The following is a 24001-nucleotide window of genomic DNA, read 5'->3' on the forward strand; positions in this document are numbered from 1 at the left end:
CATGAGCACTGCGCCCGCTGTCGCCCCCGGTGACCTCAGAGTCGTAGCCCTCTTGCGGGGCGTGAACGTGGGCGGCCGGACCATCCCGATGGCGCAGCTGCGGACCGTCGTCGCAGCGAGCGGCGCGCGTGCCGTCCGCACGGTCCTCGCGAGCGGCAACGTCCTGGTCGACGTCACCGAGGACGCCCCGCTCGCGGACGTGCGCGCCGACCTCGAGAGCAGGATCAGCGAGGCGTTCGGATACGACGCGCACCTCGCCCTCCTCCCGCTCGGGCTCGCGACCGAGCTCGCCGACGCCGTCCCGTGGCCCGACGACGACACCGCGCACGGGTACGTCGTCATCTCGACCTCTCCCGGCCTCCTCGCAGAGGCCGCGGCCGAGGCGGCTACGGTGACAGCCGCGCGGACCGGGGCTCCCGAGGCATCCCTCGAGGCCTGGCAGGCGCCGCCTGCTGACCTGGCGCGTCGTCTTGCGGACGTGGGCCTCGACGCGCTCCTGTGGCGCTGCCCGCGCGGATCGTCCCTCACGACACCGCTCGCCAAGGTCCTCGCGCGCTCGCGCTTCCGCGTCGCGACCACCCGCAACGTCAAGACCCTGCGCCGCTTCGCCTGATCAGCGTCCCGGACCAGGCGCGAGCCCGCTCAGGCGTCGGCGTCCTCGGGCGGCCAGACGACCCGGAACCGCTCCGCGACGACGACCGAGTCGTTCGTCAGAGCGAAGCCCAGGCTCGCGCCGACACGCTCCCAGTAGCGCCGATGGCCACGACGCCACGACTCGATCGAGCGGTCCCCCTCACCCTCGTCGTACGCGAACGCTGCATCCACCTCGCGGAAACGCACGCGCCGCAGCTCGGTCGTCCGCAGGATGATGCGGGGCACGCCCGCACCGTCGCACACGACCCAGTGGTCACCCACCTCGGGAACCGTGTCCCCGAGAACCTCGTACTCGTCGAGGAGGGACGCGGTCGCGCGCTTGACCCCGGACAGGACGAGGCCGAGCAGCTCGTCTGCGAGCGCCGGACCGTCACCAAAGCTGTCGACGACGGGCACGGGTGCCGACGGAGCCGGGCCCCGGCCCGAGGCAAGGTAGGCAGACCACATCGCGGCGGCCGCGCGGCTGTCGGGCGGGGTCATCCAGGTACCTCGTCTCGTCGTGCACGGCACCGCCGCGCGACAGGTCAGAACCGCGCGCTGATCGCCTCACCGTGCGCGGGAAGGTCCTCCGCCTGGGCGAACGTGACGATCTGGTCGGCGATCGTCGCCAGGCCCTCGCGCGAGTACTCGACGACCTGCACGGCCCGCACGAAGCTGTGCACGCCCAGCCCCGACGAGAAGTGCGCGCACCCTCCCGTCGGGAGGACGTGGTTCGAGCCCGCCATGTAGTCACCGAGCGGCACCGGGGAGTACGGACCGACGAAGATCGCGCCAGCGCTCGTCACGCGGTCCGCGAGCGCGGCCGCGTCGTCGGTCTGGATCTCGAGGTGCTCGGCGCCGTACGCGTTGACGACCGCGAGGCCCTGCTCGACGTCGTCCACCAGGACGATCGCGGACTGCGGTCCACCGAGCGCGGTCGCGACACGCTCCGCGTGCCGCGTCGCGGCGGCACGCCGCGCGAGCGCCCCATCGACCGCGTCGGCGAGCTCGACCGAGTCCGTGACGAGCACGGACGCCGCCATCGGGTCGTGCTCCGCCTGGCTCAGCAGGTCGGCCGCGACGTGCTCGGGGTCAGCGGTCGCGTCGGCGAGCACGGCGATCTCGGTGGGCCCCGCCTCCGCGTCGATACCGACGACGCCGCGCACGAGGCGCTTCGCCGCAGCGACGAAGACGTTGCCGGGCCCCGTGATGACATCGACGGGCTCCGCGAGGACGTCGCCGTCCTGAGGCAGCTCCCCTGCCGCGCCATAGGCGAGCATCGCGACCGCCTGGGCACCGCCGACCGCGTACACCTCGTCGACGCCCAGCAGCGCGCACGCCGCGAGGATCGTCGGGTTGGGCAGGCCGCCGTCCTGCGCCTGCGGCGGAGACGTCACCACGAGCGAGCGGACACCTGCCTCCTGCGCCGCGACGACGTTCATGATGACCGACGACGGGTACACGGCGAGGCCGCCGGGCACGTAGAGCCCGACGCGCTGCACCGGGATCCACCGCTGACGCACCCTCGCCCCGGGGGCCAGGTCGACGACGAGCTCGGTCGGTCGCTGCGCGGCGTGCACCTGACGCACGCGGTTGATCGACTCCTCGAGGCTCGCCCGAAGGGTCGCGTCGAGTCCCTCGAGCGCCGCGGTGATCGCCTCCGCCGGTACCCGCACGTGCTCGGGCCGAACACCGTCGAACTTCTCGGCGTAATCACGCAGCGCGGCAGCGCCGCGCGAGCGGACGTCGTCGATGATCGGTGCGACGAGCTTCGTCGCGTCCTCGACGCCGACCTCGGGGCGAGGCAGGGTCGCGGCGAGCTCACGGGCGGACAGGGAGCGACCACGCAGGTCGAGACGGTTGATCACGACGCCAACTCTAGTCCGAGCCCCGCACCCCGGTCGCGAGCTTTCCCGGCGACTGCCGCCGACCTGCGAGACTGGGCTCATGAACGACGTGACGATCCGTGACGAGTCCATCCGGCTCGGTCAGTTCCTCAAGCTCGCCGACCTCGCGGAGTCCGGTGCCGAGGCGCGCGAGCTCGTGGCTGACGGCGCCGTGAGCGTCAACGGTGAGACCGACGAACGGCGTGGTCGTCAGCTCGTCCCCGGCGACGTCGTCTCCGTGTCGGGCCCGGGCGGGACCCGCACGGCGCGCGTCGCGCGCGCCTGACGCGCTCCCCGACGGGCTCTTCGCCGGGCCGGTCGATCGGCCTCGCTCGAGGCCTCTGACGTCCCGCCTCAGCGGGCCATGTACGCCGAGCTCATCACCTTGTCGACCGCCATGCGCAGGACGACTCGCTGCGGGTTCGGCTCGAGCACACGGTAGCGCAGGCCGTAACGGCGCACCGCCTCCGCGATCTCGTCCGGGTCTTCCACGACCGTCGTCGGTCCCTCGAGGGTGATCCACCGCCCGCCGTCGACCTGACAGACAGCCGCGCGCGCGGGCCCCCCGTCAGCGTTCCCGGCGGCGAGGTTGCGCGCCTTGACGCTCGTGACGTTCGTCGTGATGCGCAGCACCCCGGCGCCGTCGTCCCACGTGAAGCCGACGGGGACGACGTGCGGGGAACCGTCCGCGCGGAGGGTCGACAACGTCGCGAGGTGCCGCTCCGTGACGAAGACGTGCTGCTCGGGGGTCAGGTGGATCACGTGTCGCTCCGGTCTCGGGAAGGGAAGCAGGCGCAGGTCAGCTGGCGAGGCAGGTCGGGCCCAGGAGTGCCTTGAGGTCGCCGAACAGCGCGGGCGAGCGCTCGACGCGCAGCCTGTCCTCGACCTTCATGAGCGTCGCGCGGCCGGGCTCGGTGAGCTTGAGGTGCACCTCGGTCGCACCGGGGTGCGTGCGCAGGATGTCGCGCAGCCGCTCGACGACGGGCTGCGTGCACCGCGACACCGGCACCGTCACGAGCACGGGCGAGTCCGGGCCTGCGCTCGTGTCCGGGAGAGAGAGCTCCATCGCCTGCAGCGACATCGTCTCGTCGCGCCGCCGGACACGTCCCTTGAGCGTGACGATCTGGTCCTCCGCGAGGATCGTCGAGTACGCGAGGTACGTCTCGCCGAAGAACATGACCTCGATCGAGCCTTCGAGGTCCTCGATCGTCACGGCGGCCCACGGGTTGCCGTTCTTCGACATCTTGCGCTGGAGCGAGGTGATCAGGCCGGCGATCGTCACGACCGAACCGTCAGAGCGCCCCTCGTCGGTGATGAGCGCGGCGATCGACGTCTCCGCGGCCCGGGACAGCACGTGCTCGAGGCCCGAGAGGGGGTGGTCGGAGACGTAGAGGCCGAGCATCTCGCGCTCGAACGTCAGCAGCTGCTTCTTGTCCCAGTCCGGCAGGTCCGGGACGTCGACGCTGAACCCGATCGACTCGTCCTCGTCGGTCGCGCCGAAGTCCGCGAAGAGGTCGAACTGCCCCTCGGCCTCCTTGCGCTTGACCCCGATCACCGAGTCCACGGCCTGCTCGTGGACCATGACGAGCGAGCGCCGCGTGTGCCCGAGCGAGTCGAACGCGCCGCCCTTGATGAGCGACTCGATCGTGCGCTTGTTGCAGACGACGGCAGGCACCTTGTCGAGGAAGTCGGTGAACGACGTGAAGTCACCCTTCTCCTCGCGCACCGCGACGATCGACTCGACGACGTTCGCGCCGACGTTGCGGATGGCGGTCAGGCCGAAGCGGATGTCGGCGCCGACGGCGGTGAAGTTCGCCGAGGACGAGTTGACGTCCGGCGGGAGCACGGTGATGCCCATGTGGCGGCACTCGTTGAGGTAGAGCGCCGACTTGTCCTTGTCGTCCTTGACGCTCGTCAGGAGCGCGGCCATGTACTCGACCGGGTAGTTCGCCTTGAGGTAAGCCGTCCAGTACGAGACGACGCCGTACGCGGCGGAGTGCGCCTTGTTGAACGCGTAGTCGGAGAACGGCAGCAGGATGTTCCAGAGCGTCTGGACCGCGTCCATCGAGAAGCCGCGCGCCATCATGCCCGCGGAGAAGCCCTCGAACTGCTTGTCCAGCTCGGACTTCTTCTTCTTGCCCATCGCGCGGCGCAGGATGTCTGCCTGGCCGAGCGTGTACCCGGCCAGCTTCTGCGCGATCGCCATGACCTGCTCCTGGTACACGATCAGGCCGTACGTGTTGCCCAGGACGTCCTCGAGCGCCTCTGCGAGCTCCGGGTGGATCGGGGTGACCTCCTGGAGCCCGTTCTTGCGCAGCGCGTAGTTCGTGTGCGAGTTCGCGCCCATCGGGCCCGGTCGGTAGAGCGCGCCGACGGCGGAGATGTCCTCGAAGTTGTCCGGGCGCATGAGCTTGAGCAGCGAGCGCATGCCCCCGCCATCGAGCTGGAACACGCCGAGCGTGTCGCCGCGCGCGAGCAGCTCGTACGCCTTCGGGTCGTCGAGCGTGAGGTCCTCGAGGACGACCGGCTCCTTGCCGTTCGCGACGATGTTGTCGAGCGCGTCGTCGAGGATCGTGAGATTGCGCAGCCCCAGGAAGTCCATCTTGATGAGGCCGAGCTCTTCGCACTTCGGGTAGTCGAACTGCGTGATGACCGCGCCGTCCTGGGGGCGGCGCATGATCGGGATGATGTCGATCAGCGGGTCGCTCGACATGATGACGCCGGCGGCGTGGACGCCCCACTGCCGCTTCAGTCCCTCGATGCCCTTCGCGAGCTCGACGACGCGCTGCGCGTCCGGGTCGGCGGCGTGGACCTGCCGGAACTCCTCCGCCTCGGCGTACCGCTTGTCGTTCGGGTCGAAGATGCCGGACAGCGAGATGTCCTTGCCCATGATCGCGGGCGGCATCGCCTTGGTGAGCTTCTCACCCATCGCGAACGGGAAGTCGAGGAGGCGTGACGAGTCCTTGAGCGCCTGCTTCGCCTTGATCGTGCCGTACGTGACGATCTGCGCGACGCGGTCCTCGCCGTACTTCTCCGTGACGTACCTGATGACCTCGCCACGCCGGCGCTCGTCGAAGTCGACGTCGAAGTCGGGCATCGAGACGCGGTCCGGGTTGAGGAAGCGCTCGAAGATCAGGCCGTGCTGGAGCGGGTCGAGGTCGGTGATGCGCATCGCGTACGCGGCCATGGAGCCCGCACCCGAACCACGGCCGGGCCCGACCCGGATCCCGTTGTCCTTCGACCAGTTGATGAAGTCCGCGACGACGAGGAAGTAGCCGGGGAAGCCCATCTGCGTGATGACCTGGCACTCGTAGTCCGCCTGCTTGCGGACCTCGGGGGTGATCCCGTCGGGGTACCGCACGGCGAGCCCTCGCTCGACCTCCTTGATGAACCAGGACGTCTCGTCCTCGCCGGGAGGGCACGGGTAGTTCGGCATGTAGTTGGCGCTCGTGTTGAACGAGACCTCGCACTGCTCCGCGAGCAGCACGGTGTTGTCGCACGCCTCGGGCAGCTCGGCCCACGTCCGTCGCATCTCCTCGGCCGATTTGACGTAGTAGCCGTCACCGTCGAACTTGAAGCGGCCCGGGTCCGCCAGCTTGGAGCCTGAGTTGATGCACAGCAGGGCGTCGTGGGAGTGCGAGTCCTCACGCTTGACGTAGTGCAGGTCGTTCGTCGCGAGGAGCGGTGCGCCGATCGTCTTCGCGAGGCGCAGGAGGTCCTTCTGGACGCGGGTCTCGATGTCGATCCCGTGGTCCATGAGCTCCACGTAGAAGAACTCCTTGCCGTAGATCTCCTGGAGCTCACCGGCGACGCGCACCGCGTCGTCCCACTGCCCGAGGCGCAGCCTGGTCTGGATCTCGCCGGAGGGGCACCCGGTCGACGCGATCATCCCGCCCGAGTACCGCTCGATGAGGTCGCGGTCCATGCGCGGCCACTTGCCCATCTGTCCCTCGAGGGACGCGTACGAGCTCGCGCGGAAGAGGTTGTGCAGGCCCTCGTTGTTGCGGGCCCACATCGTCATGTGCGTGTAGGCGCCGCGCGCCGAGACGTCGTCCGCCTCCTGGCCGGCCTCGCCGAAACGCACGCGCGTCTGGTCGAAGCGGCTCGTGCCCGGCGTGACGTACGCCTCGACACCGATGATCGGTTTCACACCGGCCGCTGTGGCCTGCTTCCAGAAGTCGTACGCGCCGAACAGGTACCCGTGGTCGGTCGTCGCGATCGCCGTCTGCCCGAGCCTGTTGACCTCGGTGAACAGGTCCCCGAGGCGCGCTGCGCCGTCGAGCATCGAGTACTCCGTGTGGGCATGGAGGTGGACGAAGTCCGATCCGGCTGAGGGCATGCCCCGATCCTATGACGGACGTCGGACGCTCCGACGCCCCGGCGGGAGTGGCCCTCGTCGCGCCCGGCGACGGTGCGCGTCAGGCGCGCCGGAGCTCGATCCAGGCGTCCTTGTGCTCGATCCCTGCGTCGAGGTAGAAGTCGCCCACGACGGTGTATCCGAGGCGCTCGTAGAAGCCGAAGGCCTGCCGCTGGGCGCTCAGCTCGCAACGGACGACGCCGTCGACCGCGCACGTCTCGAGCGCCAGCCCGTGGAGCGCCTCCATGAGCGCGACGCCGACGTGCGTGCCACGCGCGACCGCACGCACGGCTACGCGCCCGACGTGCACGACACCCGGGTGCTCCGCAGCGGTCAGCAACCGAGCCGTGCCGACGGCCCGGCCCGTCGCGTCTCGGGCGAGCACGTGCGTCGTGGTCTCAGCGACGTCGAGCGCGTCCAGCTCCTCGTCCGCCGGGACCTTCTGCTCCTCCACGAACACCTCGAAGCGGACCGCGTAGCACTCCTCGAGCTGGGCCTGCGTCGTGACGACCTCGATCATCACGCCGTCGTGCGCACCCTCAGCGAAAGCCATCCGACACCACTTCGAGGGCGTGCGCGAGGTCGGCCGGGTACTCGGACGTGCACAGCACCGGCTGCCCCGTCACCGGGTGGTCGAACCCGAGGCGCATCGCGTGGAGCCACTGCCGCGTCAGTCCGGTGCGCTCGGCGAGGCGCGGGTCCGCGCCGTACATGAGGTCGCCGACGCACGGGTGCCGCAGCGCCGAGAAGTGGACCCGGATCTGGTGCGTCCGCCCGGTCTCGAGGTGCACCTCGACGAGGCTCGCCGCAGGGAACATCTCAAGGACCTCGTAGTGCGTCACCGAGTGCTTGCCGTCGGCCACGACCGCGAACTTCCAGTCGGACGACGGGTGCCGCCCGATCGGGGCGTCGATCGTGCCCGTCGTCGGCTCGGGGTGGCCCTGGACCAGCGCGTGGTAGACCTTCTCGACCGTGCGCTCCTTGAAGGCGCGCTTGAGAGCCGTGTAGGCGAGCTCGCTCTTCGCGACGACCATGAGCCCGCTCGTGCCCGCATCGAGGCGGTGCACGATCCCCTGGCGCTCAGCCGCTCCTGACGTCGAGATCCGGTAGCCGGCCGCAGCGAGGGCGCCGACGACGGTCGGCCCCGTCCAGCCCGGCGACGGGTGCGCTGCGACTCCTACCGGCTTGTCCACGACGACGACGTCGTCATCCTCGTAGCGCACGATCATCCCCGGGACGGGCTCCGGCTCCGGTTCGACCGCCGCTGCCGGGTCGGGCAGCTCTACCTCGAGCCAGGACCCCGCGACGAGGCGGTCCGACTTGCCGACAGTCCGGCCGTCGACGCTCACGGCGCCGTCGCCCGCGAGCTCTGCGGCACGGGTGCGGGACAAGCCGAGCAGACGCGCGAGTGCGGCGTCCACGCGCTCGCCCTCGAGGCCGTCGGGGACGGGGAGGGAGCGCGAGGTCATCGCTGCTCCGGCTCGCCGCTCGTGGGGTCGGCCTCCTGCGTCACAGGGGCGACCGTCGCGCCGGCCCCCTCCTGCGCCTCGGCCGCGCTCTTGCCGGAGTCATCCGGGCCACCGGTCATCGGGGTGCCCCGGAACGACAGCACGATGAGCAGGCCGGCAGCGACGACGATGGCGATGTCGGCGACGTTCCCGACGAAGAAGCCCGCGTAGTTGATGAAGTCCACGACGTGCCCCTCGGGGAACCCGGGGGCGCGGAAGAGCCGGTCGATCAGGTTGCCGACGGCTCCGCCGAGGACGAGCGCGAGCGCGACGGCCCATGCCCGCGACGTGATGCGCCGGGCGCGCGTCGCGATCACGACGACGACCGCGACCGTGAGCAGCGTGAGGACCCAGGTGATGCCGGTCCCCATCGAGAGCGCCGCCCCCGGGTTGAGGAGGAGCTTCCACCCGAGAAGCTCGCCGAGGAACCACGTCGTTGACGCACCGAGCTCGAGGCTGCTCAGCGCGAGCTGCTTGGTGAGCTGATCGACGATCGCGACCCCTGCCGCGAGGCCGAACATGAGCACCGCGAGCCGCGTGCTGCGCGGGGCGGCGGGCGCGGCGACCTCTGCAGCGGCAGGAGCGGGCGCGTCACCGTCGTGGACGTCGTCCTGGCGGGCGCCGTGCGACGTGACGTCGCCCGCTTCCTCGGTCAGCGTCGTTCCTCGCGCTGCTTGCAGGTCACGCACAGCGTGGCGCGCGGGAACGCCTGCAGACGGGCCTTGCCCACGGGGCCGCCGCACGACTCGCACGTGCCGTACGTCCCCGCGGCGATCCGCTGGATCGCGTGCGTGTTCTGCGCGAGCAGGTCACGCGTGTTGTTGACGAACGTGAGCTCCTGCTCGCGCTCGAGCGCGCTCGACCCCGAGTCGGCCTGGTCGTCGCCAGCGCCGTCCCCCGAGTTGCGCAACAGCTCAGAGAGCTCCGCGTCGGCGTTCGCCAGCTCGACCTCGAGGCGCTCGACCTCGGCGACGAGCTCGGTTGCGACCGCCTTGGCCTCCTTGAGCGTCCACGGCTCTTCGCCGTCGCGGACCTGGAAGGTCTTGACGTCCTTGGCGAGGCGCGGGAACCGCTCCGTGAGACTAGGGGTTCGTTCTTCGTCCTGGATCGACATCAGGTCGCCTCTCTGTTCAGAACTGCCGAGGATAGACGGCAACGACCGGCCCAGACAACACGCGCGGTGGCGGTGCCTGTGGCCGGCCGTGGCCGGTGGTTCGGTCGGGACGGCGTCCCGTCGGCTCAGAGGCCGGGGTTGACCTTGTTCGACGGCGGGATCGAGGAACCCCGCGTGTTGAGGTCGCCGAGCAGCGTCTCGAGGTAGCTCTGGAGGCGGGTGCGGTAGTCGCGCTCGAACTGGCGCAGCTCGTCGATCTTGCGCTCCAGGAGCGAGCGCTCCTGCTCGAGCTGCCCGAGCGTACGCGCCGAGGTCTCCTGCGCCTCGCGGACGATGCGCTCGCCCTCGGTGCGTGCCTCGTTGACGAGGCGCTCGCCCTCCTCCTGGCCGGAGCGGACATAGTCGTCGTGCAGCTTCTGCGCGAGCTGCAGCATCCCTGTGGCCGACTCGGGCTCGCTCGCCCGCGACACCTGGGGCGCCGGGGCAGGCGCAGGGACCGGGGCCGGCGTGGGCTCCGGGACGGGCACGACCTCGCGGACGGGCTCGGGAGCAGAGGCGGGCGACGGCGCGGACGCTGCCTGCACCGCTGCCGCGTTCTCGCGGGTCAGCTCGGCGACGCGACGCTCGGCCGCAGCAAGCTTGGACTTGAGGTCGTCGTTCTCGCCCTGGAGAGCTCGCAACGTGTTGAGCACCTCGTCGAGGAAGTCGTCGACCTCGACGACGTCGTAGCCCTCTCGGAACTTCGTCGCCGTGAACTTCTTGTTGAGGATGTCCTCTGCGGTCAGCAGTGCCATCGTGTCACCTCGTTGAGTTACTCGGGTTATGGAGCCGGGACGTCGATGACGACCACGGACTCACGCTAGCGGATATTGGGCGCGCTGCGCGCCCAGGTTCGTAATCGGGCCAGGCGGTCAGCTCGCGAGGCTCCCGAAGATGTTCACCAGGACGGAGGTGGTGAGCATCAGCACCAGGAAGGCCAGGTCGAGCTGGACGCGCCCGAGGCGCAACGGCGGGATCAGACGCCGCAGGAGGCGCAGCGGCGGGTCGGTCACGAGGTAGACACCTTCGATCACGACGAGGCCGACCCCGTGCGGACGCCAGTCACGCGCGACCACGCGCACGAGGTCGACGACGACGCGCCCCAGGAGCACGATGAAGTACACGAAGCACAGCGTGGCCAGGACGCCGAACAGCTGCTGCACGCGCGTCTGCTCAGCTCTGGTTGAAGAAGCCCGCGTGGGAACGGGTGTCGCCCGCTGCCACCTGCTCCTCGCCCGTGATCTCGACGTTCTCCGGCGAGAGCAGGAACACTTTGTTCGTGACCCGCTCGATCGCGCCGCGGAGGCCGAAGATCAGTCCGGCCGAGAAGTCGACGAGACGCTTCGCGTCGGCGTCGTCCATGTCGGTGAGGTTGATGATGACAGGGGTGCCCGAGCGGAACGCCTCACCGATCACGCGCGCATCGTTGTACGAGCGCGGGTGGACGGTCGTGATGCGGCGCAGGTCGGCGGCAGCGGGCGCCTGGGGGCGCTGCGCGGCGGCGCGGTTGATCGGCGTCACCTGGGCAGGGAAGTCGTGGGACATCGCGGGAGCCTCCTCGTGCTCGACGTACTCCTCGGCGTACTCGTCCTCGTATGCGTCGGCATACTCCTGGTCCCCACGGTCGTCCGCGAGGCCCAGATACAGCATCGTCTTGCGAAGCGCTCCGGCCATGACCTATCTCCGTCCATCGTCACACTGGTGGAATCACGCTAACCGTCGGTGTTCGCCCCGCTCGGCACCGACACGCCCGGCGCGCGAGGTTCCGCTCACGGGCGTGCCGGGTCGATCCGGACGACGCCGGCGAAGCGTCCCGTGGTCGGGTCGCCCGTCCGTCCGGCGCGACGGTAGGAGAAGAGGTCGGCGTCCTCGATCGTGCAGCGGTCCGCACGGGCGACGGAGGCGACCCCCGCGTCGCGCAGCTGCTGCTCGACACCGGCGGCGAGGTCGAGCGCAGGCGTCCCCCACGACGTCGTCGACCAGGTGGCGGGGACACGTGCGGCGACGGCCGCGCGCATGTCCTCGGGAACCTCGTAGCAGGCCCCGCACGCGCACGGCCCGACGGCGGTGCGCACCCGCGCACGGTCGGCGCCTCGCGCGACCATCGTGTCGAGCGCGCGGAGCACGACCTCACGCTCGACGCCGCGACGTCCGGCGTGGGCGACGGCCACGACGCCGGCGTCCGGGTCGGCGAGGAGGACGGGCACGCAGTCGGCGACGAGGACGCCGAGCGCGACGTCGGCCGCTCTGGTGACGAGGCCGTCGGCCTCCCCGACGGTTCCCGACAGTCCGCCGAGCCCGTCGGCACCCGAGACCTCGAGGACGTCCGCCCCGTGCACCTGCGTGGCGAAGGCGACGGGCACACCCACCGCCGCGCCCACGCGTCGCCGGTTCTCGGCGACGGCCGCCTGCGCGTCACCGCACGCCGTCCCCAGGTTGAGGCTCGCCCACGGCGGCGCTGAGACGCCGCCGTGGACGGTCGTGAAGACGGCACGGACCCCGGGACCGAGGTCGACCTCGATCGTCCGGAGCCCGTGCTGCGGGTCGGTCACCGAGCTACTTGAGGAAGTCCGGGATGTCGAGGTCGTCCGCGCGACGGCGCGGGGGCTCCTCGTCGAAGATCCTCGGAACCTCGAGCTGGCCCGTCGCGGGAGTCGGCTGCACCGGCTGGTAGACGTTCGGCTCGGCCGTCTCCTGCGCGGACGACGCGTACGGGTCGCTCGCCGGGACGACGGGCTGGTAGCGCTCGCTCTCCTCGACGGGGACCATCGGGCGCGCCTGGGAGTGCATGCCGGTCGTGGTAGCCGGCTCCTGGCGACGGGTCGCCGGGCGCTCGATCGCGGGAGCGGCGCTCTCGACCTGGCCGAGCCCGCGGCCGTCCTTGCGGACCTGCGGCGCACCGCCGTCGAAACCGGCGGCGATGACGGTCACGCGGACCTCGTCGCCGAGCGCGTCGTCGATGACCGCACCGAAGATGATGTTCGCCTCGGGGTGCGCGGCCTCGTGGACGAGACGTGCAGCCTCGTTGATCTCGAAGAGGCCGAGGTCCGAGCCGCCCTGGATCGAGAGCAGCACGCCGTGGGCGCCGTCGATGCTCGCCTCGAGCAGCGGGGAGGAGATCGCGAGCTCGGCGGCCTGGACCGCACGGTCGTCGCCGCGGGCCGAACCGATGCCCATGAGCGCCGAGCCGGCGCCCTGCATGACCGACTTCACGTCGGCGAAGTCGAGGTTGATCAGGCCGGGCGTGGTGATGAGGTCGGTGATGCCCTGGACACCCGAGAGGAGCACCTGGTCGGCCTGGTGGAACGCATCGAGCGCCGAGACGTTGCGGTCGGACATCGACAGCAGGCGGTCGTTCGGGATGACGATGAGGGTGTCGACCTCGTTGCGCAGCGCGTCGATGCCAGCGTCGGCCTGGTTGGAGCGGCGGCGGCCCTCGAAGGTGAACGGTCGCGTGACGACGCCGACCGTGAGTGCGCCGAGAGAGCGCGCGATGCGTGCGACGACGGGCGCGCCACCGGTTCCGGTGCCACCACCCTCGCCCGCGGTGACGAAGACCATGTCGGCGCCCCGCAGGACGTCCTCGATCTCCTCGGTGTGGTCCTCGGCGGCCTTCTTGCCGACCTCCGGGTCGGCGCCGGCGCCGAGCCCGCGCGTGAGCTCACGACCGACGTCGAGCTTGACGTCGGCGTCAGACATCAGGAGCGCCTGGGCATCGGTGTTGATCGCGATGAACTCGACTCCCTTGAGCCCCACCTCGATCATGCGGTTGACGGCGTTCACGCCACCACCGCCGATGCCCACCACCTTGATGACGGCCAGGTAGTTCTGCGGTGTTGCCACGGGGGTACCTCTCGATCGGTGCTGGCAACCTTCACCCTCAGGTAGAGGGTTAGAGTTATGTCACGTTCTGCTAGTGGGACGCTATGCGCCGCGACGACCCGGAGCAACGACCGAGGGCGCGTGTCGCCCCACGATGTCCCGCCGCACCGACGAGCCTTGCCGATCAGCGCGTGATGGGTGCGTTCGGAGCTGAGACGTCGAACACCTTCGAGCCCTTCGAGGCCTTCGCGCTGCGCAGCACCTCGAGCACGCGCACCTTGAGCGCGGCCTCGGCAGAGCTCCCCCACACGACCGTCGCACCACCGCGCAGCTCCATATGGACGTCGTCCGGGCTCGTCGCCGAGATCGTCCGCACGTCCTGCGCGATCTTCGCCGGCAGGGCGTTGAGCAGGATAAGCGCGCTCGCGAGGGTCCGACGACTGTCCTGGTCGAGCGGGAACGTGATCTCCGGAAGACCGTCCGGAACCTTGGTGGACCGGCCGACCTGCACGCCCTCGTCGTCGAGCAGCACGAAGCCCCCGCCCTCGGGCACCGCCGCGACCGGCTCGCGCGACACGAGATCGACCGTCAACCCTCGAGGCCAGTCCCGCACGATCGTCGCGTCCCGCACGCCCGGAACCTCGAGGATCCGGGCACGCAGCCGCACGGTGTCCAGGCGCGTCAACGGCGTGCCCGCCTGCACGGCGACCACCTTCTCGACAGCACCCGGCGCGATCACCGTCCCGAGACCGTCCACGACCACCTGGTCCTCGTCGAGCGCGAACGCGGGCGAGAAGAACACGCCCCACACGCCCGCACCCACGACGAGCAGGCCCGCGACGACCCACAGCGCGCGTCGCAGCAGCACGTGCCGGCGCGCAGCCGCCTTCTCGGCGAGCCGCGCCGCGAACCCCGTCGACACGGTCGGGACGCGCGTCGACGGGCCAGGGAGCGGCACGACCGGGACAGACCCGGTCGACACGCTCCTCGTCGCCGGACGGCGCGCCCCCTCCGCCACCCGAGCAGGGGCCGACGGCGCGGCCGGCGCAGGAGCAGGCGCGGCGGGCGCAGGGCCAGGCGCAGGCGGAGAAGCAGGCGCAGGGGTGGGTGCTCCGGCCGACGGCTCCTTGCGAGGACGCGGCGTCGGCGGTGCAGCCCGGCGCTGCGCCGGACGCTCGCCAGGCCGAGGCGCGCCCGGCCGCGGACGTGCCGGGGGCTTCACTCCGACGCCCTCAGCTCGTCGAGGACGACCGGCGCCAGCTCGGTCACGTCGCCCGCTCCGATCGTCAGCACGAGGTCCCCCGGCCGAGCGAGCCGAGCGACCACCCGCGCAGCCTCGACCTTGTCCGGGACGTACCGGGCGCCACGCGTGCTGCGCGACGTGATGAGCTCACCCGTCACAGCCGGGTCGTCGTCCTCCCTCGCGGCATACACACCCGTCACGACCGCCACGTCCGCGAGGTCGAGCGCGGCCGCGAACTCGGCGGCGAACGCCTTGGTCCGGGAGAACAGGTGCGGCTGGAACAGTGCGAGGACGCGCCCCTCCCCTGCCGCCGGCCGCGCACCCGTCACGAGCGCGGCGACCTCGGTCGGGTGGTGGGCGTAGTCGTCGACGACGCGCACCCCGCCCGCCGTGCCACGGTCCTCGAACCGGCGCCCCGTACCGACGAACGCGCCGACGGCAGCCACGGCAGTGTCGAGCGGGACGCCCAGCAGCAGCGCAGCCGCGACCGCACCAGCGGCGTCGAGCATGTTGTGCTCACCCGGGACGCGCAGCGCGACAGGAGCGCTGCCCGCCGATCCCCCGACGCCAGCGACGACGAGCGTCGCCGTCGAACCGTCACCCGACGGCGCATAGTGCTCGACACGGACGTCCGCGTCCGCGGCCGTCCCGTACGTCACGACCTGCCCGCCCGCCGCGCGGTGGACGTCGACGAGACGCCGCGCGCCGTCGTCGTCGAGGCACGCCACGAGATACCCGCCAGGGCGCACCCGAGCCGCGAACTCGACAAACGCCCGCTCGAACGCCTCCGTCGTGCCGTAGTTGTCGAGGTGGTCCGGCTCGACGTTCGTGACCACAGCGATCGTCGGACGGTAGTTGAGGAACGAGCCGTCAGACTCGTCCGCCTCCGCGACGAGCACGTCACCCGAACCGAGGTGACCGCCCGCCAGCGCGCCGTCAGCCGTGCGCACCGACCCTCCGATCGCGAAGGACGGCGCGAGGCCCGCACCCTCGAGGAGCACAGCGATCATCGCGGACGTCGTCGTCTTGCCGTGCGCGCCCGCGACCGCGACCGCGCGACTGCCCTCCATGAGGGCCGCGAGCGCCTGCGAGCGGTGCAGCACGCGCAGCCCCGCTGCCCGTGCCGCCGCGAGCTCCGGGTTCGACTCGCGCACCGCGCTCGACACGACGAGCGTGCTCGCGCCCGCGACGTGCGCGGCGTCGTGACCGACCCACACACGCACGCCGTCGGCCTCGAGCGCGTCCAGGACCGCTCCGCCCCGCGCGTCCGAGCCCTGCACGTCGACCCCGCGCGAGCGCAGCAGGCGCGCGACGACCGACATGCCGGCGCCCCCGACACCCAAGAGGTGCACGGTCCCGAGATCCGCGACGGCCGGGACCTCGTCCACGAACCGCGACATCGGAGACTCACTCATCGCGCTCCCCCGCCGCCCGCTCGACCATGTCCGAGACGTCCGACGCCGCACCCACGCGGCCCACCCGCGCCGCGGCCTCCGCCATCTGCGTGACCCGGTCCTCGTCCGCGAGCAGCGTGAGCAGCTGCGTGCGCACCCACTCGGGCGTCACCTCGGTGTCGTCCACGAGCAGACCGCCGCCCGCGTGCACCGCCGGCAGCGCGTTGAGCCGCTGCTCCCCGTTGCCGATCGGCAGCGGCACGTACACCGCCGGGATCCCGAGCGCCGTGAGCTCGGCGACCGTGCCCGCACCCGAACGGCACAGGACGACGTCGCACGCCGCGAGGGCGAGGTGCATGTCCTCGAGGTACTCGCGCACGTGGTAGCGGTTCGCGAGCTCGGGACGCTGGGCGAGCGCGCTCTCGAGCGCTCCGGACTTGCCGTTCCCCGTCAGGTGGAGCACCTGGGCGTCGGACGCGGCGACGTCGTCGAGCGCCCCCGTCATGGCGTCGTTGAGGCTCTGCGCACCGAGCGAGCCGCCCGTCACGAGGAGCGTCCTGCGACCCGGGTCGAGACCGAGCGTGGCCGCAGCCTCACGGCGCACCCGTGCAGCGTCCACCTCGCGGTCACGGACGAGGTCCGCGATCTCGTGCCGCAGGGGCAGTCCCGTGATGATGCCGCCGCGCAGCGGCGTGCCCGGGAACGTCACCGCGACAGACCGGGCCCACCGGGCACCGAGCTTGTTCGCGAGCCCCGGACGGGCGTTCTGCTCGTGGATGACCACGGGGACGCCCAACCGGCGGGCCGCGAGGTACGCGGGCGTCGACACGTATCCACCGAACCCGACGACGACCTGCGCCTCGTTCTCCGTGATAGCGCGCGAGGCCGCGTCGACCGCCGCCCGCAGGCGCCGCGGCACCGAGAAGAGGTCCGCGCCGGGACGGCGCGGCAGCGGGACCCGCGGCACGACCGCCATCGGGTAGCCGCGGGCGGGCACGAGCTGCGACTCCAGGCCCTCCTGCGTCCCGAGGACCGTCAGCCGAGCTGCCGGGTGCCGCGCCCGCAGCTCGTCCGCGACCGCGAGCATCGGGTTGACGTGCCCCGCGGTCCCTCCTCCGGCAAGCAGCACCGACTCAACCACGTCTCACGCGTCCTTCCGACGACGACGAACCGACCCGCCGACGACCGCGAGCGACCGTCGTACGGTCCCGGACCGAGCAGCGAGCGCCTCGCGCGCCCCCGGCTCGTCCCGGGCAAAGCTGATCACGACCCCGAGTGCCGCCATCGTCATGATGAGCGCGGAGCCGCCCGCCGACACGAGCGGGAGGGGAACGCCGATGACCGGCAGCGCACCGATCACGACGCCGATGTTGACGAGCGCCTGCCCGACGATCCAGCAGCAGATCGCGCCCGTCGTCACCTTGACGGCCGGGTCCGGGTGCCGCACCACGACACGCGACATCGCATAGCCGAGCGCACCGAACAGCACGAGCATGAGCACCGTGCCCTGCAGACCCAGCTCCTCGCCGATCACGGCGAAGATGAAGTCGTTGTGCGCCTCAGGCAGGTACAGCCACTTCTCGCTGCCCGCCCCGAGGCCCACACCGGACAGGCCGCCCGATGCGAGCGCCCACTTGCCGTGGATGAACTGGTAGCACGTCGCCACGTCCGGGTTGCACGACGCGTTGAGCCACGAGTCGATGCGCCCGAGCCGGTTGCTGTTGCCCTGGAACGCCACGAGCGCCCAGACGGCGACCGCCATGACCGCGCCGCCCGCGAGGAACATGCGCCCCGGGACCCCCGCGATCCAGAGGGCGCCGGCCACGACCATGAGCAGGATGATCGCCGTACCGAGGTCGTGCCCGGCGAGGACCAGCCCGACGACGATGCCGACGACCGGCACCGCCGGCATGAGCACATGACCCCACTGGTGGAGCAGCCGCGCCTTGCGCGCGAGCACGGTACCGAGCCAGATCGCGAGCGCCAGCTTCGCGATCTCGGCGGGCTGCACGGTGAAACCGCCGAGGTAGATCCAGCCCGTGTTCCCGCCCTTCGACCGGGCGAGCGGGGTGAAGATCAGCAGCTGCATCCCGATCGCGGCGAACAGGAAGGGCCACGAGACCCGCTTGTAGAAGGCAGGCCGCATGAGGCTCGCCGCGACGAGGGCGATCGTCCCGAACACCGCGTACTGCGCCTGCCCCAGGAAGATCTCGTACGCCGAGTCGCCACGCTGGAGGGACTTGACGGACGACGCCGAGAGGACCATCCCGAGGCCGATCAGCACGAGCAGGGACGTGAGACCGACGAGGAGGTAGTAGCTCGCGACGGGGCTGTCCAAGAACCCGAGAAGGCGCCGGCGGGGCGCACGCGCCTGCCCGGCCGGGTTGCCGTCGTCGGTCGAGGAGCCAGCGCGGTCGGTCGCCATCCGCGTCGTCACCTCCTCACTCACCGTCATGGCTGTGCTCGCGCGCGGCCGCAGCGAACTTCTCGCCGCGCTCCGCGTACGAGCGGAACTGATCCATGGAGGCGCTCGCCGGCGCCAGCAGGACCGTGTCGCCCGGCTTCGCCAGGCCGGCGGCCGCGGCGACGGCGCGCGCCATCACGGTCCCAGTCTCGCCAGGATCGACACGCACGACCGGGAGATCGGGCGCGTGTCGGTCGATGGCTTCCGCGAGCGGGCCCGCGTCGACTCCGATGAGGACCACGGCGCGGAGCCGGTCACGACGCTCGATCACGAGGTCGTCGAACGTGGCGCCCTTCGCGAGGCCTCCCGCGACCCAGACGACCGACCCCGGGGCGAAGGCCGCGAGCGACGCGGACGCCGCGTGCGCGTTCGTCGCCTTCGAGTCGTCGACGAAGCTCACGCTCCCACCGGGGACGGACACTGTCGCGACCGTCTCGATGCGGTGCTGCCCGGGCCGGAACGCGCGGGCGCCGCGCCGCACGTCGTCCGCGGACAGGCCGTGGGCGCGGGCGAGCGCAGCAGCCGCGAGGACGTTCGCGACGACGTGCGGCGCCACCCGGCCGTCAGGACCTGCGAGGTGCCCGAGGTCCGCGAGGGTGAAGAGCTCCTCGGCGCTGCTGTGCCGCCCCGGGTCGCTCGCGTGCGTGTGGAACGCACGATCGACGGCGATGTCCTCGATCAGGCCGATCTCGGCACGTCCCGGCGAGCCGAGCGTGAAGCCGACCGCGCGGGCGCCGTCGGCGACGTCGGCGTCCTCGACGAGACGGCGCGTCGTCTCGTCCGCGACGTTGTAGACGCACGCGACCTGGGCCCGCTCGAAGATGCGGCCCTTGTCCGCGGCGTACGCCTCGGCGGAGCCGTGCCAGTCGACGTGGTCCGTCGCGACGTTGAGGACCGCCCCCGCCTCGACCGCCATGGTGTGCGTGAAGTGCAGCTGGAAGCTCGAGAGCTCGACGGCGAGCACGTCGACCGACGGGTCCACGGCAGCCTCGACGACCGGACGGCCGACGTTCCCGACCTCCGCGACCTCGAGGCCCGCAGCGGCGAGCATCGACGTGAGCATGCCGACCGTCGTCGTCTTGCCGTTGGTCCCGGTGACAGCGAGCCACGGTGCGGGCCCGCCGCCCGCGGCGCGGTCCACCCGCAGCCGCCAGGCGAGCTCGACCTCGCTCCACACCGGGATCCCCGCCTCGGCGGACGCGACGAGGAGGGGGTGCGTCGGCGCCCAGCCGGGCGACGCGACGACGAGGTCGACCGACGTGAGGTCGACGTCCGCGCTGTCCTGGAGGTCGGCACCGGGCGCGTTCGCGTCGAGCGTCGTGACCGCTGCCGCGCGGTTCACGAGCGCCGCGACGACGGCACGCCCCGTCACACCCAGACCTGCGACGAGCACGCGCGCCGCAGCGAGGTCCGGTCCGAGCGGTGCGCCAGGGTGACCCGACGTCACCATCCGGCGACCCACTCGGTGTAGAACAGGCCGATCCCGAGCGCGGCGAAGAGGCCGGCGATGATCCAGAAGCGGATGACGATCGTCACCTCGCCCCAGCCCGACAGCTCGAAGTGGTGGTGCAGCGGCGCCATCTTGAAGACGCGCTTGCCCGTGAGCTTGAAGCCACCGATCTGGATGACGTCGGACATGACGATCACGACGAACAGGCCGCCGATGATCGCCGCGAGGATCTCGGTCCGGGTGAGGATCGACAGGCCGGCGAGCGCACCACCGAGGGCCAGGGAGCCGGTGTCGCCCATGAAGATCTTCGCAGGCGACGCGTTCCACCACAGGAATCCGAACAGCGCGCCTGTGATCGCGGCCGCGACGACAGCGAGGTCCCACGGGTCCCGCACCTCGTAGCAGCTCGGGCCCGCGGACGTCAGCACCGCGCAGCGCTGGTTCCACTGCCAGATGCCGACGAACGTGTAGGCGCCGAACACCATGAGCGACACGCCGGTCGCGAGGCCGTCGAGGCCGTCGGTGAGGTTGACCGCGTTCGACCACGCCGTGATGAGGAAGTTCGCCCACAGCACGAACAGGATCAGGCCGATCGTCGCCCCCGCGAACGCCAGGTCGATGCCCGAGTCCCGCACGAACGAGATCTTGGTCGACGCCGGCGTGCGGAAGCTCGCGTCGGGGAAGTTCAGCGCGAGGACCGCGAACGTGATCCCGACGAAACCCTGGCCGATGATCTTGCCGCGCGCCGAGAGCCCGAGGCTGCGCTGACGCGAGATCTTGATGAAGTCGTCGAGGAACCCCACGAGGCCGAGGCCCGTCATGAGGAACAGCGCGAGGAAGGTCGAGATGCTCGGCAACCTGCCCGCGACGATCGCGGACGCCGCGACACCGACGAGGACGGACCCGATGATGACGACGCCGCCCATCGTGGGCGTGCCACGCTTCGTGAAGTGCGCCGTCGGGCCGTCCTGACGGATGAACTGCCCGTACTGCTTGTGCACGAGGTACCGGATGAACAGCGGCGTGAGGAGCAGCGACAGCACGAGAGCCGTGCCGCCCGCGACGAGGATGGCGATCATGCGGCGGCCCCTGCGCCCACGAGCCGGTCGGCGAGGCGCCACAGGCCCGTGCCGTTCGACGCCTTGACGAGGACGACGTCACCCTCCTCGAGATACTCGGCGAGGAGCTTCTCCGCGGCTTCGAGGTCGTCGACCTGGACAACCTCGTCGCCCCACGACCCCTCCATCTGAGCGCCGTCGAAGATGGCCCAGGCGCCCGGCCCGACGACGATCGTCAGGTTGATGTTGAGCCGCACAGCGAGCCGACCGACCTCGTCGTGACGTTCCCGGCTCTCCTCGCCGAGCTCGAGCATCTCGCCGAGCACGGCGACCGAGCGCCGCTCACGTCCTGCGACGACGGCGAGCGCCTTGAGCGCCGCCCGCATCGAGTCGGGGTTCGCGTTGTAGGAGTCGTCGATCACGGTGACGCCGTCAGGGCGGTCGACGACGTGCATCCGGTGCGGGCTGAGCGCCGTCGCCCCGCTGAGGCGCTCGGCGACGGTCGCCACGTCGAGCCCGAGCTGGAGGCCGACCGCAGCGCACGCCAGCGAGTTGGACAGGTGGTGCTCGCCGACGAGCTGCAGGCTCACGGGCGCGCTCGCCCCGGCCGCGCGCAGCTCGAACGACACGCGGCCTGCGCGGTCGATCCGGACGTCGTCGGCTGCGACCTGCGCACCCGAGACCGTCCCGAACGTCACGACGTCGCCCGCAGCGAGCGGCGCCATCGCGGCGACGCGGTGGTCGTCCGCGTTGAGGACGGCGACGCCGCCCTCGGCCGCGCCCGTGACGAGCTCGCTCTTCGCGCGGGCGATCGCCTCCACGCCGCCGAACTCGCCGAGGTGCGCCGTACCGACCGCGAGGACGACAGCGACGTCGGGCGGGGCGATGCCCGTGAGGTACGTGATGTTGCCCTCGTGGTCGGCGCCCATCTCGAGGACGAGGAACCGGGTGCTCTCGGTGACCTGGAGGACCGTGAGCGGCAGCCCGATCTCGTTGTTGAAGGAGCCGCGCGGCACGACCGTCTCCCCCGACGGGGACACGACCTGCCCGACGAGGTCCTTCGTCGTCGTCTTGCCGACGGAGCCCGTCACCGCGACGACCTTGAGCTCTCCGCGCGAGCGCACGCGCGCGAGGACGTCGCGAGCGACCTGCCCGAGCGCCGCCTGCACGTCGTCGACCACGACGACCGACGGAGCGTCCACCTCGCGCGCCGCGAGCACGACGGCCGCACCCGCCTCGGTCGCCCGCGCCACGTAGTCGTGCCCGTCGACGTGCTCGCCCGCGAACGCGACGAACATCCCGCCCGGCTCGACGAGCCTCGAGTCCACGACGACCGGTCCCGTGACGACTGCGTCGCCGTCACCGACGAGCCTGCCGCCGGTCAGGCGGGCGATCTCGTCGGCCTTGAGAGCGATCATGCGTGCGTATCTCCTTCGTCGTGCGGCGTGGCCGGCGTGCGCTCGCGACCTGCGGTGCGGGCGGCCAGCGCGGCCCGCGCCTCCACCCGATCATCCAATGGGAGGTCGACACCGTCGACCTCCTGAACCGTCTCGTGCCCGCGCCCCGCGAGCAGGACCGTGTCCGAGTCACCGGCCTCGAGGACCGTCTGGCGGATCGCTTCCGCGCGGGGCGCGACCTCGAGTATCTCAGGTCCGGGACCTTCACGTCCGGTCGCGGCCCGCGCGCCCGCGAGCACCTCGGCGCGGATCGGGGCCGGCGGCTCTCCGTGCGGGTCGTCGTCCGTGACGACGACGACGTCCGCCCAGCGAGCGGCCACTGCGCCCATGTGCGGGCGCTTGCCGCGGTCGCGCTCCCCCGTCGCGCCGAACACGACGACGAGGCGTCCCGGTGTCGTCGTGCGCAGCGAACGGAGCGCGAGCTCGAGCGCGTCGGCGTTGTGCGCGAAGTCGACGACGACGCGCGGCGCGTCCGAGAGCACCTCCATGCGTCCGGGGACGCGCGCGTCGAACCCTTCCGGTCCGAGGGCCGCGACGAGCTCGTCCGCGTCGACCCCGGACTCGAGCAGCATGACGCACGCGAGGGCCGCGTTCGCGACGTTGAACCCGCCCGGGAGCGCGACGCGCGTGGGGACGCGACGACCGTCGCGGTGCACGAGCGTCAGACGCGTCCCACCAGCCTCGGTCTCGGCGTCGCGCACGGTCCAGTCGGCGTCCGCACCGGCCGTCGCGACGGTCGTCACGGGCACCCGGGCCTCGCGCGCCATGCGCGCACCCCACTCGTCGTCCACGACGACGACCGCGCGACGCGCCCGCTGAGGCCCGAACAGCTCGGCCTTCGTCGCGAAGTACTCCTCGAACGTGCCGTGGAAGTCGAGATGGTCCTGGCTGAGGTTCGTGAAGCCGACGACGTCGAAGACGATCCCGTCGACGCGATGCATCGCGATCGAGTGCGACGACACCTCCATCGCGAGCGTGTCGACGTCGTCCGCGACCATCGCCGCGAGCCAGCCCTGCAGCTCGGGGGCCTCAGGGGTCGTCAGCGTGCTCGGGACGACGGTCTCCCCGAAGCGCGTCTCGACGGTCCCGACGAGCCCCGTGCGGCGGCCGAGCGCACGCAGCGCGTGGTCCAGGAGGAACGTCGTCGTCGTCTTGCCGTTGGTGCCGGTCACGCCGAACGTCGTCATCACCTCCGCGGGCTCGCCGTGCACGTGCGCCGCGGACGCGCCGAGCGCCGCCCTGACGTCCTCGACGACGAGGACCGGGACCGCGCACCCCGCGTCCCGGACGATCTGAGCCCCGGCCGCGTCCGTGAGCACGGCCGTCGCACCCCGGCGCACCGCGTCGTCCGCGAACGCCGCGCCGTGCACGCGCGCACCGGGGACCGCGGCGAAGAGGTCCCCCGGGACGGTCCGACGGTTGTCGAGGACGACAGACGCGACGTTCGCCGAGGGATCTCCGTCGAGCCTGGCGCCGACGTGCGCGGCCAGGTCGGCCACCAGGACCTGTCGACGGGCAGGCGGGAGGATGCGCGGAGAGCTCACGGAGCAGAACCTATCTGGTGCGTGGCGTCCCG

General features: G+C 71.6%; 23 protein-coding genes. 2 read left to right on the forward strand and 21 right to left on the reverse strand.

Annotation, left to right across the window (positions count from 1 at the left end; all coding sequences use genetic code 11):
* Window position 1 precedes the first annotated feature (1 nt).
* Window positions 2–613: a DUF1697 domain-containing protein gene (locus HF995_RS00190; protein ID WP_168445838.1), complete on the forward strand. Its 612-nt coding sequence runs from the start codon at window positions 2–4 to the stop codon at window positions 611–613.
* Between the two features lie 29 nt (window positions 614–642).
* On the opposite strand, the gene HF995_RS00195 is transcribed toward HF995_RS00190, so the two are convergent.
* Together HF995_RS00195 and hisD are read right to left on the reverse strand one after the other, a co-directional pair.
* A complete protein-coding gene (locus HF995_RS00195) occupies window positions 643–1134 on the reverse strand; it encodes an ASCH domain-containing protein (protein ID WP_168445839.1) in 492 nt (163 codons plus the stop codon).
* A gap of 44 nt (window positions 1135–1178) precedes the next feature.
* Window positions 1179–2501: a histidinol dehydrogenase gene (gene hisD, locus HF995_RS00200; protein ID WP_168445840.1), complete on the reverse strand. Its 1323-nt coding sequence runs from the start codon at window positions 2499–2501 to the stop codon at window positions 1179–1181.
* Between the two features lie 79 nt (window positions 2502–2580).
* On the opposite strand from hisD, the gene HF995_RS00205 reads away from it, so the two are divergent.
* On the forward strand, window positions 2581–2805 hold the full coding sequence (locus tag HF995_RS00205; RefSeq protein ID WP_168445841.1) for an RNA-binding S4 domain-containing protein: 225 nt from the start codon (window positions 2581–2583) through the stop codon (window positions 2803–2805).
* Window positions 2806–2873: 68 nt separating this feature from the next.
* Here the strand turns inward: HF995_RS00205 and HF995_RS00210 are convergent, their stop codons facing one another.
* The 19 genes from HF995_RS00210 to HF995_RS00300 form a co-directional block, all read right to left on the reverse strand.
* Window positions 2874–3281, reverse strand: coding sequence for a PPOX class F420-dependent oxidoreductase (locus HF995_RS00210; protein WP_168445842.1), 408 nt, complete (start codon window positions 3279–3281; stop codon window positions 2874–2876).
* Between the two features lie 37 nt (window positions 3282–3318).
* Complete coding sequence (gene dnaE, locus HF995_RS00215; protein WP_168445843.1) at window positions 3319–6858, reverse strand: DNA polymerase III subunit alpha; 3540 nt, start codon at window positions 6856–6858, stop codon at window positions 3319–3321.
* Window positions 6859–6937: 79 nt separating this feature from the next.
* Window positions 6938–7429 (reverse strand): GNAT family N-acetyltransferase, encoded by a 492-nt coding sequence (locus tag HF995_RS00220; RefSeq protein WP_210727033.1) that lies wholly within the window; start codon window positions 7427–7429, stop codon window positions 6938–6940.
* Entirely contained in the window at window positions 7416–8345 is a 930-nt protein-coding gene (locus HF995_RS00225; protein ID WP_168445844.1) for an RluA family pseudouridine synthase, read from the reverse strand. Before HF995_RS00225 ends, HF995_RS00220 begins: the two co-directional genes overlap by 14 nt.
* Window positions 8342–9073, reverse strand: a complete 732-nt coding sequence (gene lspA / locus HF995_RS00230; RefSeq protein ID WP_350308668.1) for a signal peptidase II — start codon at window positions 9071–9073, stop codon at window positions 8342–8344. Before lspA ends, HF995_RS00225 begins: the two co-directional genes overlap by 4 nt.
* The gene (locus HF995_RS00235; protein WP_168445845.1) at window positions 9037–9498 is read right to left on the reverse strand and encodes a TraR/DksA family transcriptional regulator; all 462 of its coding nucleotides are present in this window, start codon (window positions 9496–9498) and stop codon (window positions 9037–9039) included. Before HF995_RS00235 ends, lspA begins: the two co-directional genes overlap by 37 nt.
* A gap of 125 nt (window positions 9499–9623) precedes the next feature.
* Complete coding sequence (locus HF995_RS00240; RefSeq protein WP_168445846.1) at window positions 9624–10292, reverse strand: DivIVA domain-containing protein; 669 nt, start codon at window positions 10290–10292, stop codon at window positions 9624–9626.
* Between the two features lie 117 nt (window positions 10293–10409).
* Window positions 10410–10700, reverse strand: a complete 291-nt coding sequence (locus HF995_RS00245; RefSeq protein ID WP_168445847.1) for a YggT family protein — start codon at window positions 10698–10700, stop codon at window positions 10410–10412.
* 10 nt (window positions 10701–10710) lie between these two features.
* Entirely contained in the window at window positions 10711–11211 is a 501-nt protein-coding gene (locus HF995_RS00250; protein WP_168445848.1) for a cell division protein SepF, read from the reverse strand.
* A gap of 95 nt (window positions 11212–11306) precedes the next feature.
* A complete protein-coding gene (gene pgeF / locus HF995_RS00255; RefSeq protein ID WP_168445849.1) occupies window positions 11307–12089 on the reverse strand; it encodes a peptidoglycan editing factor PgeF in 783 nt (260 codons plus the stop codon).
* 4 nt (window positions 12090–12093) lie between these two features.
* Window positions 12094–13380, reverse strand: coding sequence for a cell division protein FtsZ (gene ftsZ / locus HF995_RS00260; protein WP_168445850.1), 1287 nt, complete (start codon window positions 13378–13380; stop codon window positions 12094–12096).
* Between the two features lie 163 nt (window positions 13381–13543).
* A complete protein-coding gene (locus HF995_RS00265) occupies window positions 13544–14341 on the reverse strand; it encodes a cell division protein FtsQ/DivIB (protein ID WP_168445851.1) in 798 nt (265 codons plus the stop codon).
* Window positions 14342–14577: 236 nt separating this feature from the next.
* On the reverse strand, window positions 14578–16017 hold the full coding sequence (gene murC / locus HF995_RS00270; RefSeq protein ID WP_168445852.1) for a UDP-N-acetylmuramate--L-alanine ligase: 1440 nt from the start codon (window positions 16015–16017) through the stop codon (window positions 14578–14580).
* A complete protein-coding gene (gene murG / locus HF995_RS00275) occupies window positions 16010–17137 on the reverse strand; it encodes an undecaprenyldiphospho-muramoylpentapeptide beta-N-acetylglucosaminyltransferase (protein WP_434060827.1) in 1128 nt (375 codons plus the stop codon). The genes murC and murG overlap by 8 nt, the downstream gene beginning before the upstream one ends.
* Before the next feature lie 3 nt (window positions 17138–17140).
* On the reverse strand, window positions 17141–18421 hold the full coding sequence (locus HF995_RS00280; protein ID WP_168445853.1) for an FtsW/RodA/SpoVE family cell cycle protein: 1281 nt from the start codon (window positions 18419–18421) through the stop codon (window positions 17141–17143).
* 16 nt (window positions 18422–18437) lie between these two features.
* Entirely contained in the window at window positions 18438–19910 is a 1473-nt protein-coding gene (gene murD, locus HF995_RS00285; protein ID WP_168445854.1) for a UDP-N-acetylmuramoyl-L-alanine--D-glutamate ligase, read from the reverse strand.
* Window positions 19904–20989, reverse strand: coding sequence for a phospho-N-acetylmuramoyl-pentapeptide-transferase (gene mraY, locus HF995_RS00290; RefSeq protein ID WP_168445855.1), 1086 nt, complete (start codon window positions 20987–20989; stop codon window positions 19904–19906). Before mraY ends, murD begins: the two co-directional genes overlap by 7 nt.
* A complete protein-coding gene (locus tag HF995_RS00295; RefSeq protein WP_168445856.1) occupies window positions 20986–22386 on the reverse strand; it encodes a UDP-N-acetylmuramoyl-tripeptide--D-alanyl-D-alanine ligase in 1401 nt (466 codons plus the stop codon). Before HF995_RS00295 ends, mraY begins: the two co-directional genes overlap by 4 nt.
* Window positions 22383–23969 carry a UDP-N-acetylmuramoyl-L-alanyl-D-glutamate--2,6-diaminopimelate ligase gene (locus HF995_RS00300; RefSeq protein WP_168445857.1) on the reverse strand — a complete coding sequence of 529 codons (1587 nt, stop codon included), beginning with the start codon at window positions 23967–23969 and terminating at the stop codon, window positions 22383–22385. The genes HF995_RS00295 and HF995_RS00300 overlap by 4 nt, the downstream gene beginning before the upstream one ends.
* Window positions 23970–24001 lie beyond the last annotated feature (32 nt).

This window comes from Sanguibacter hominis ATCC BAA-789, from assembly GCF_012396185.1.
Classification (GTDB): domain Bacteria; phylum Actinomycetota; class Actinomycetes; order Actinomycetales; family Cellulomonadaceae; genus Flavimobilis; species Flavimobilis hominis.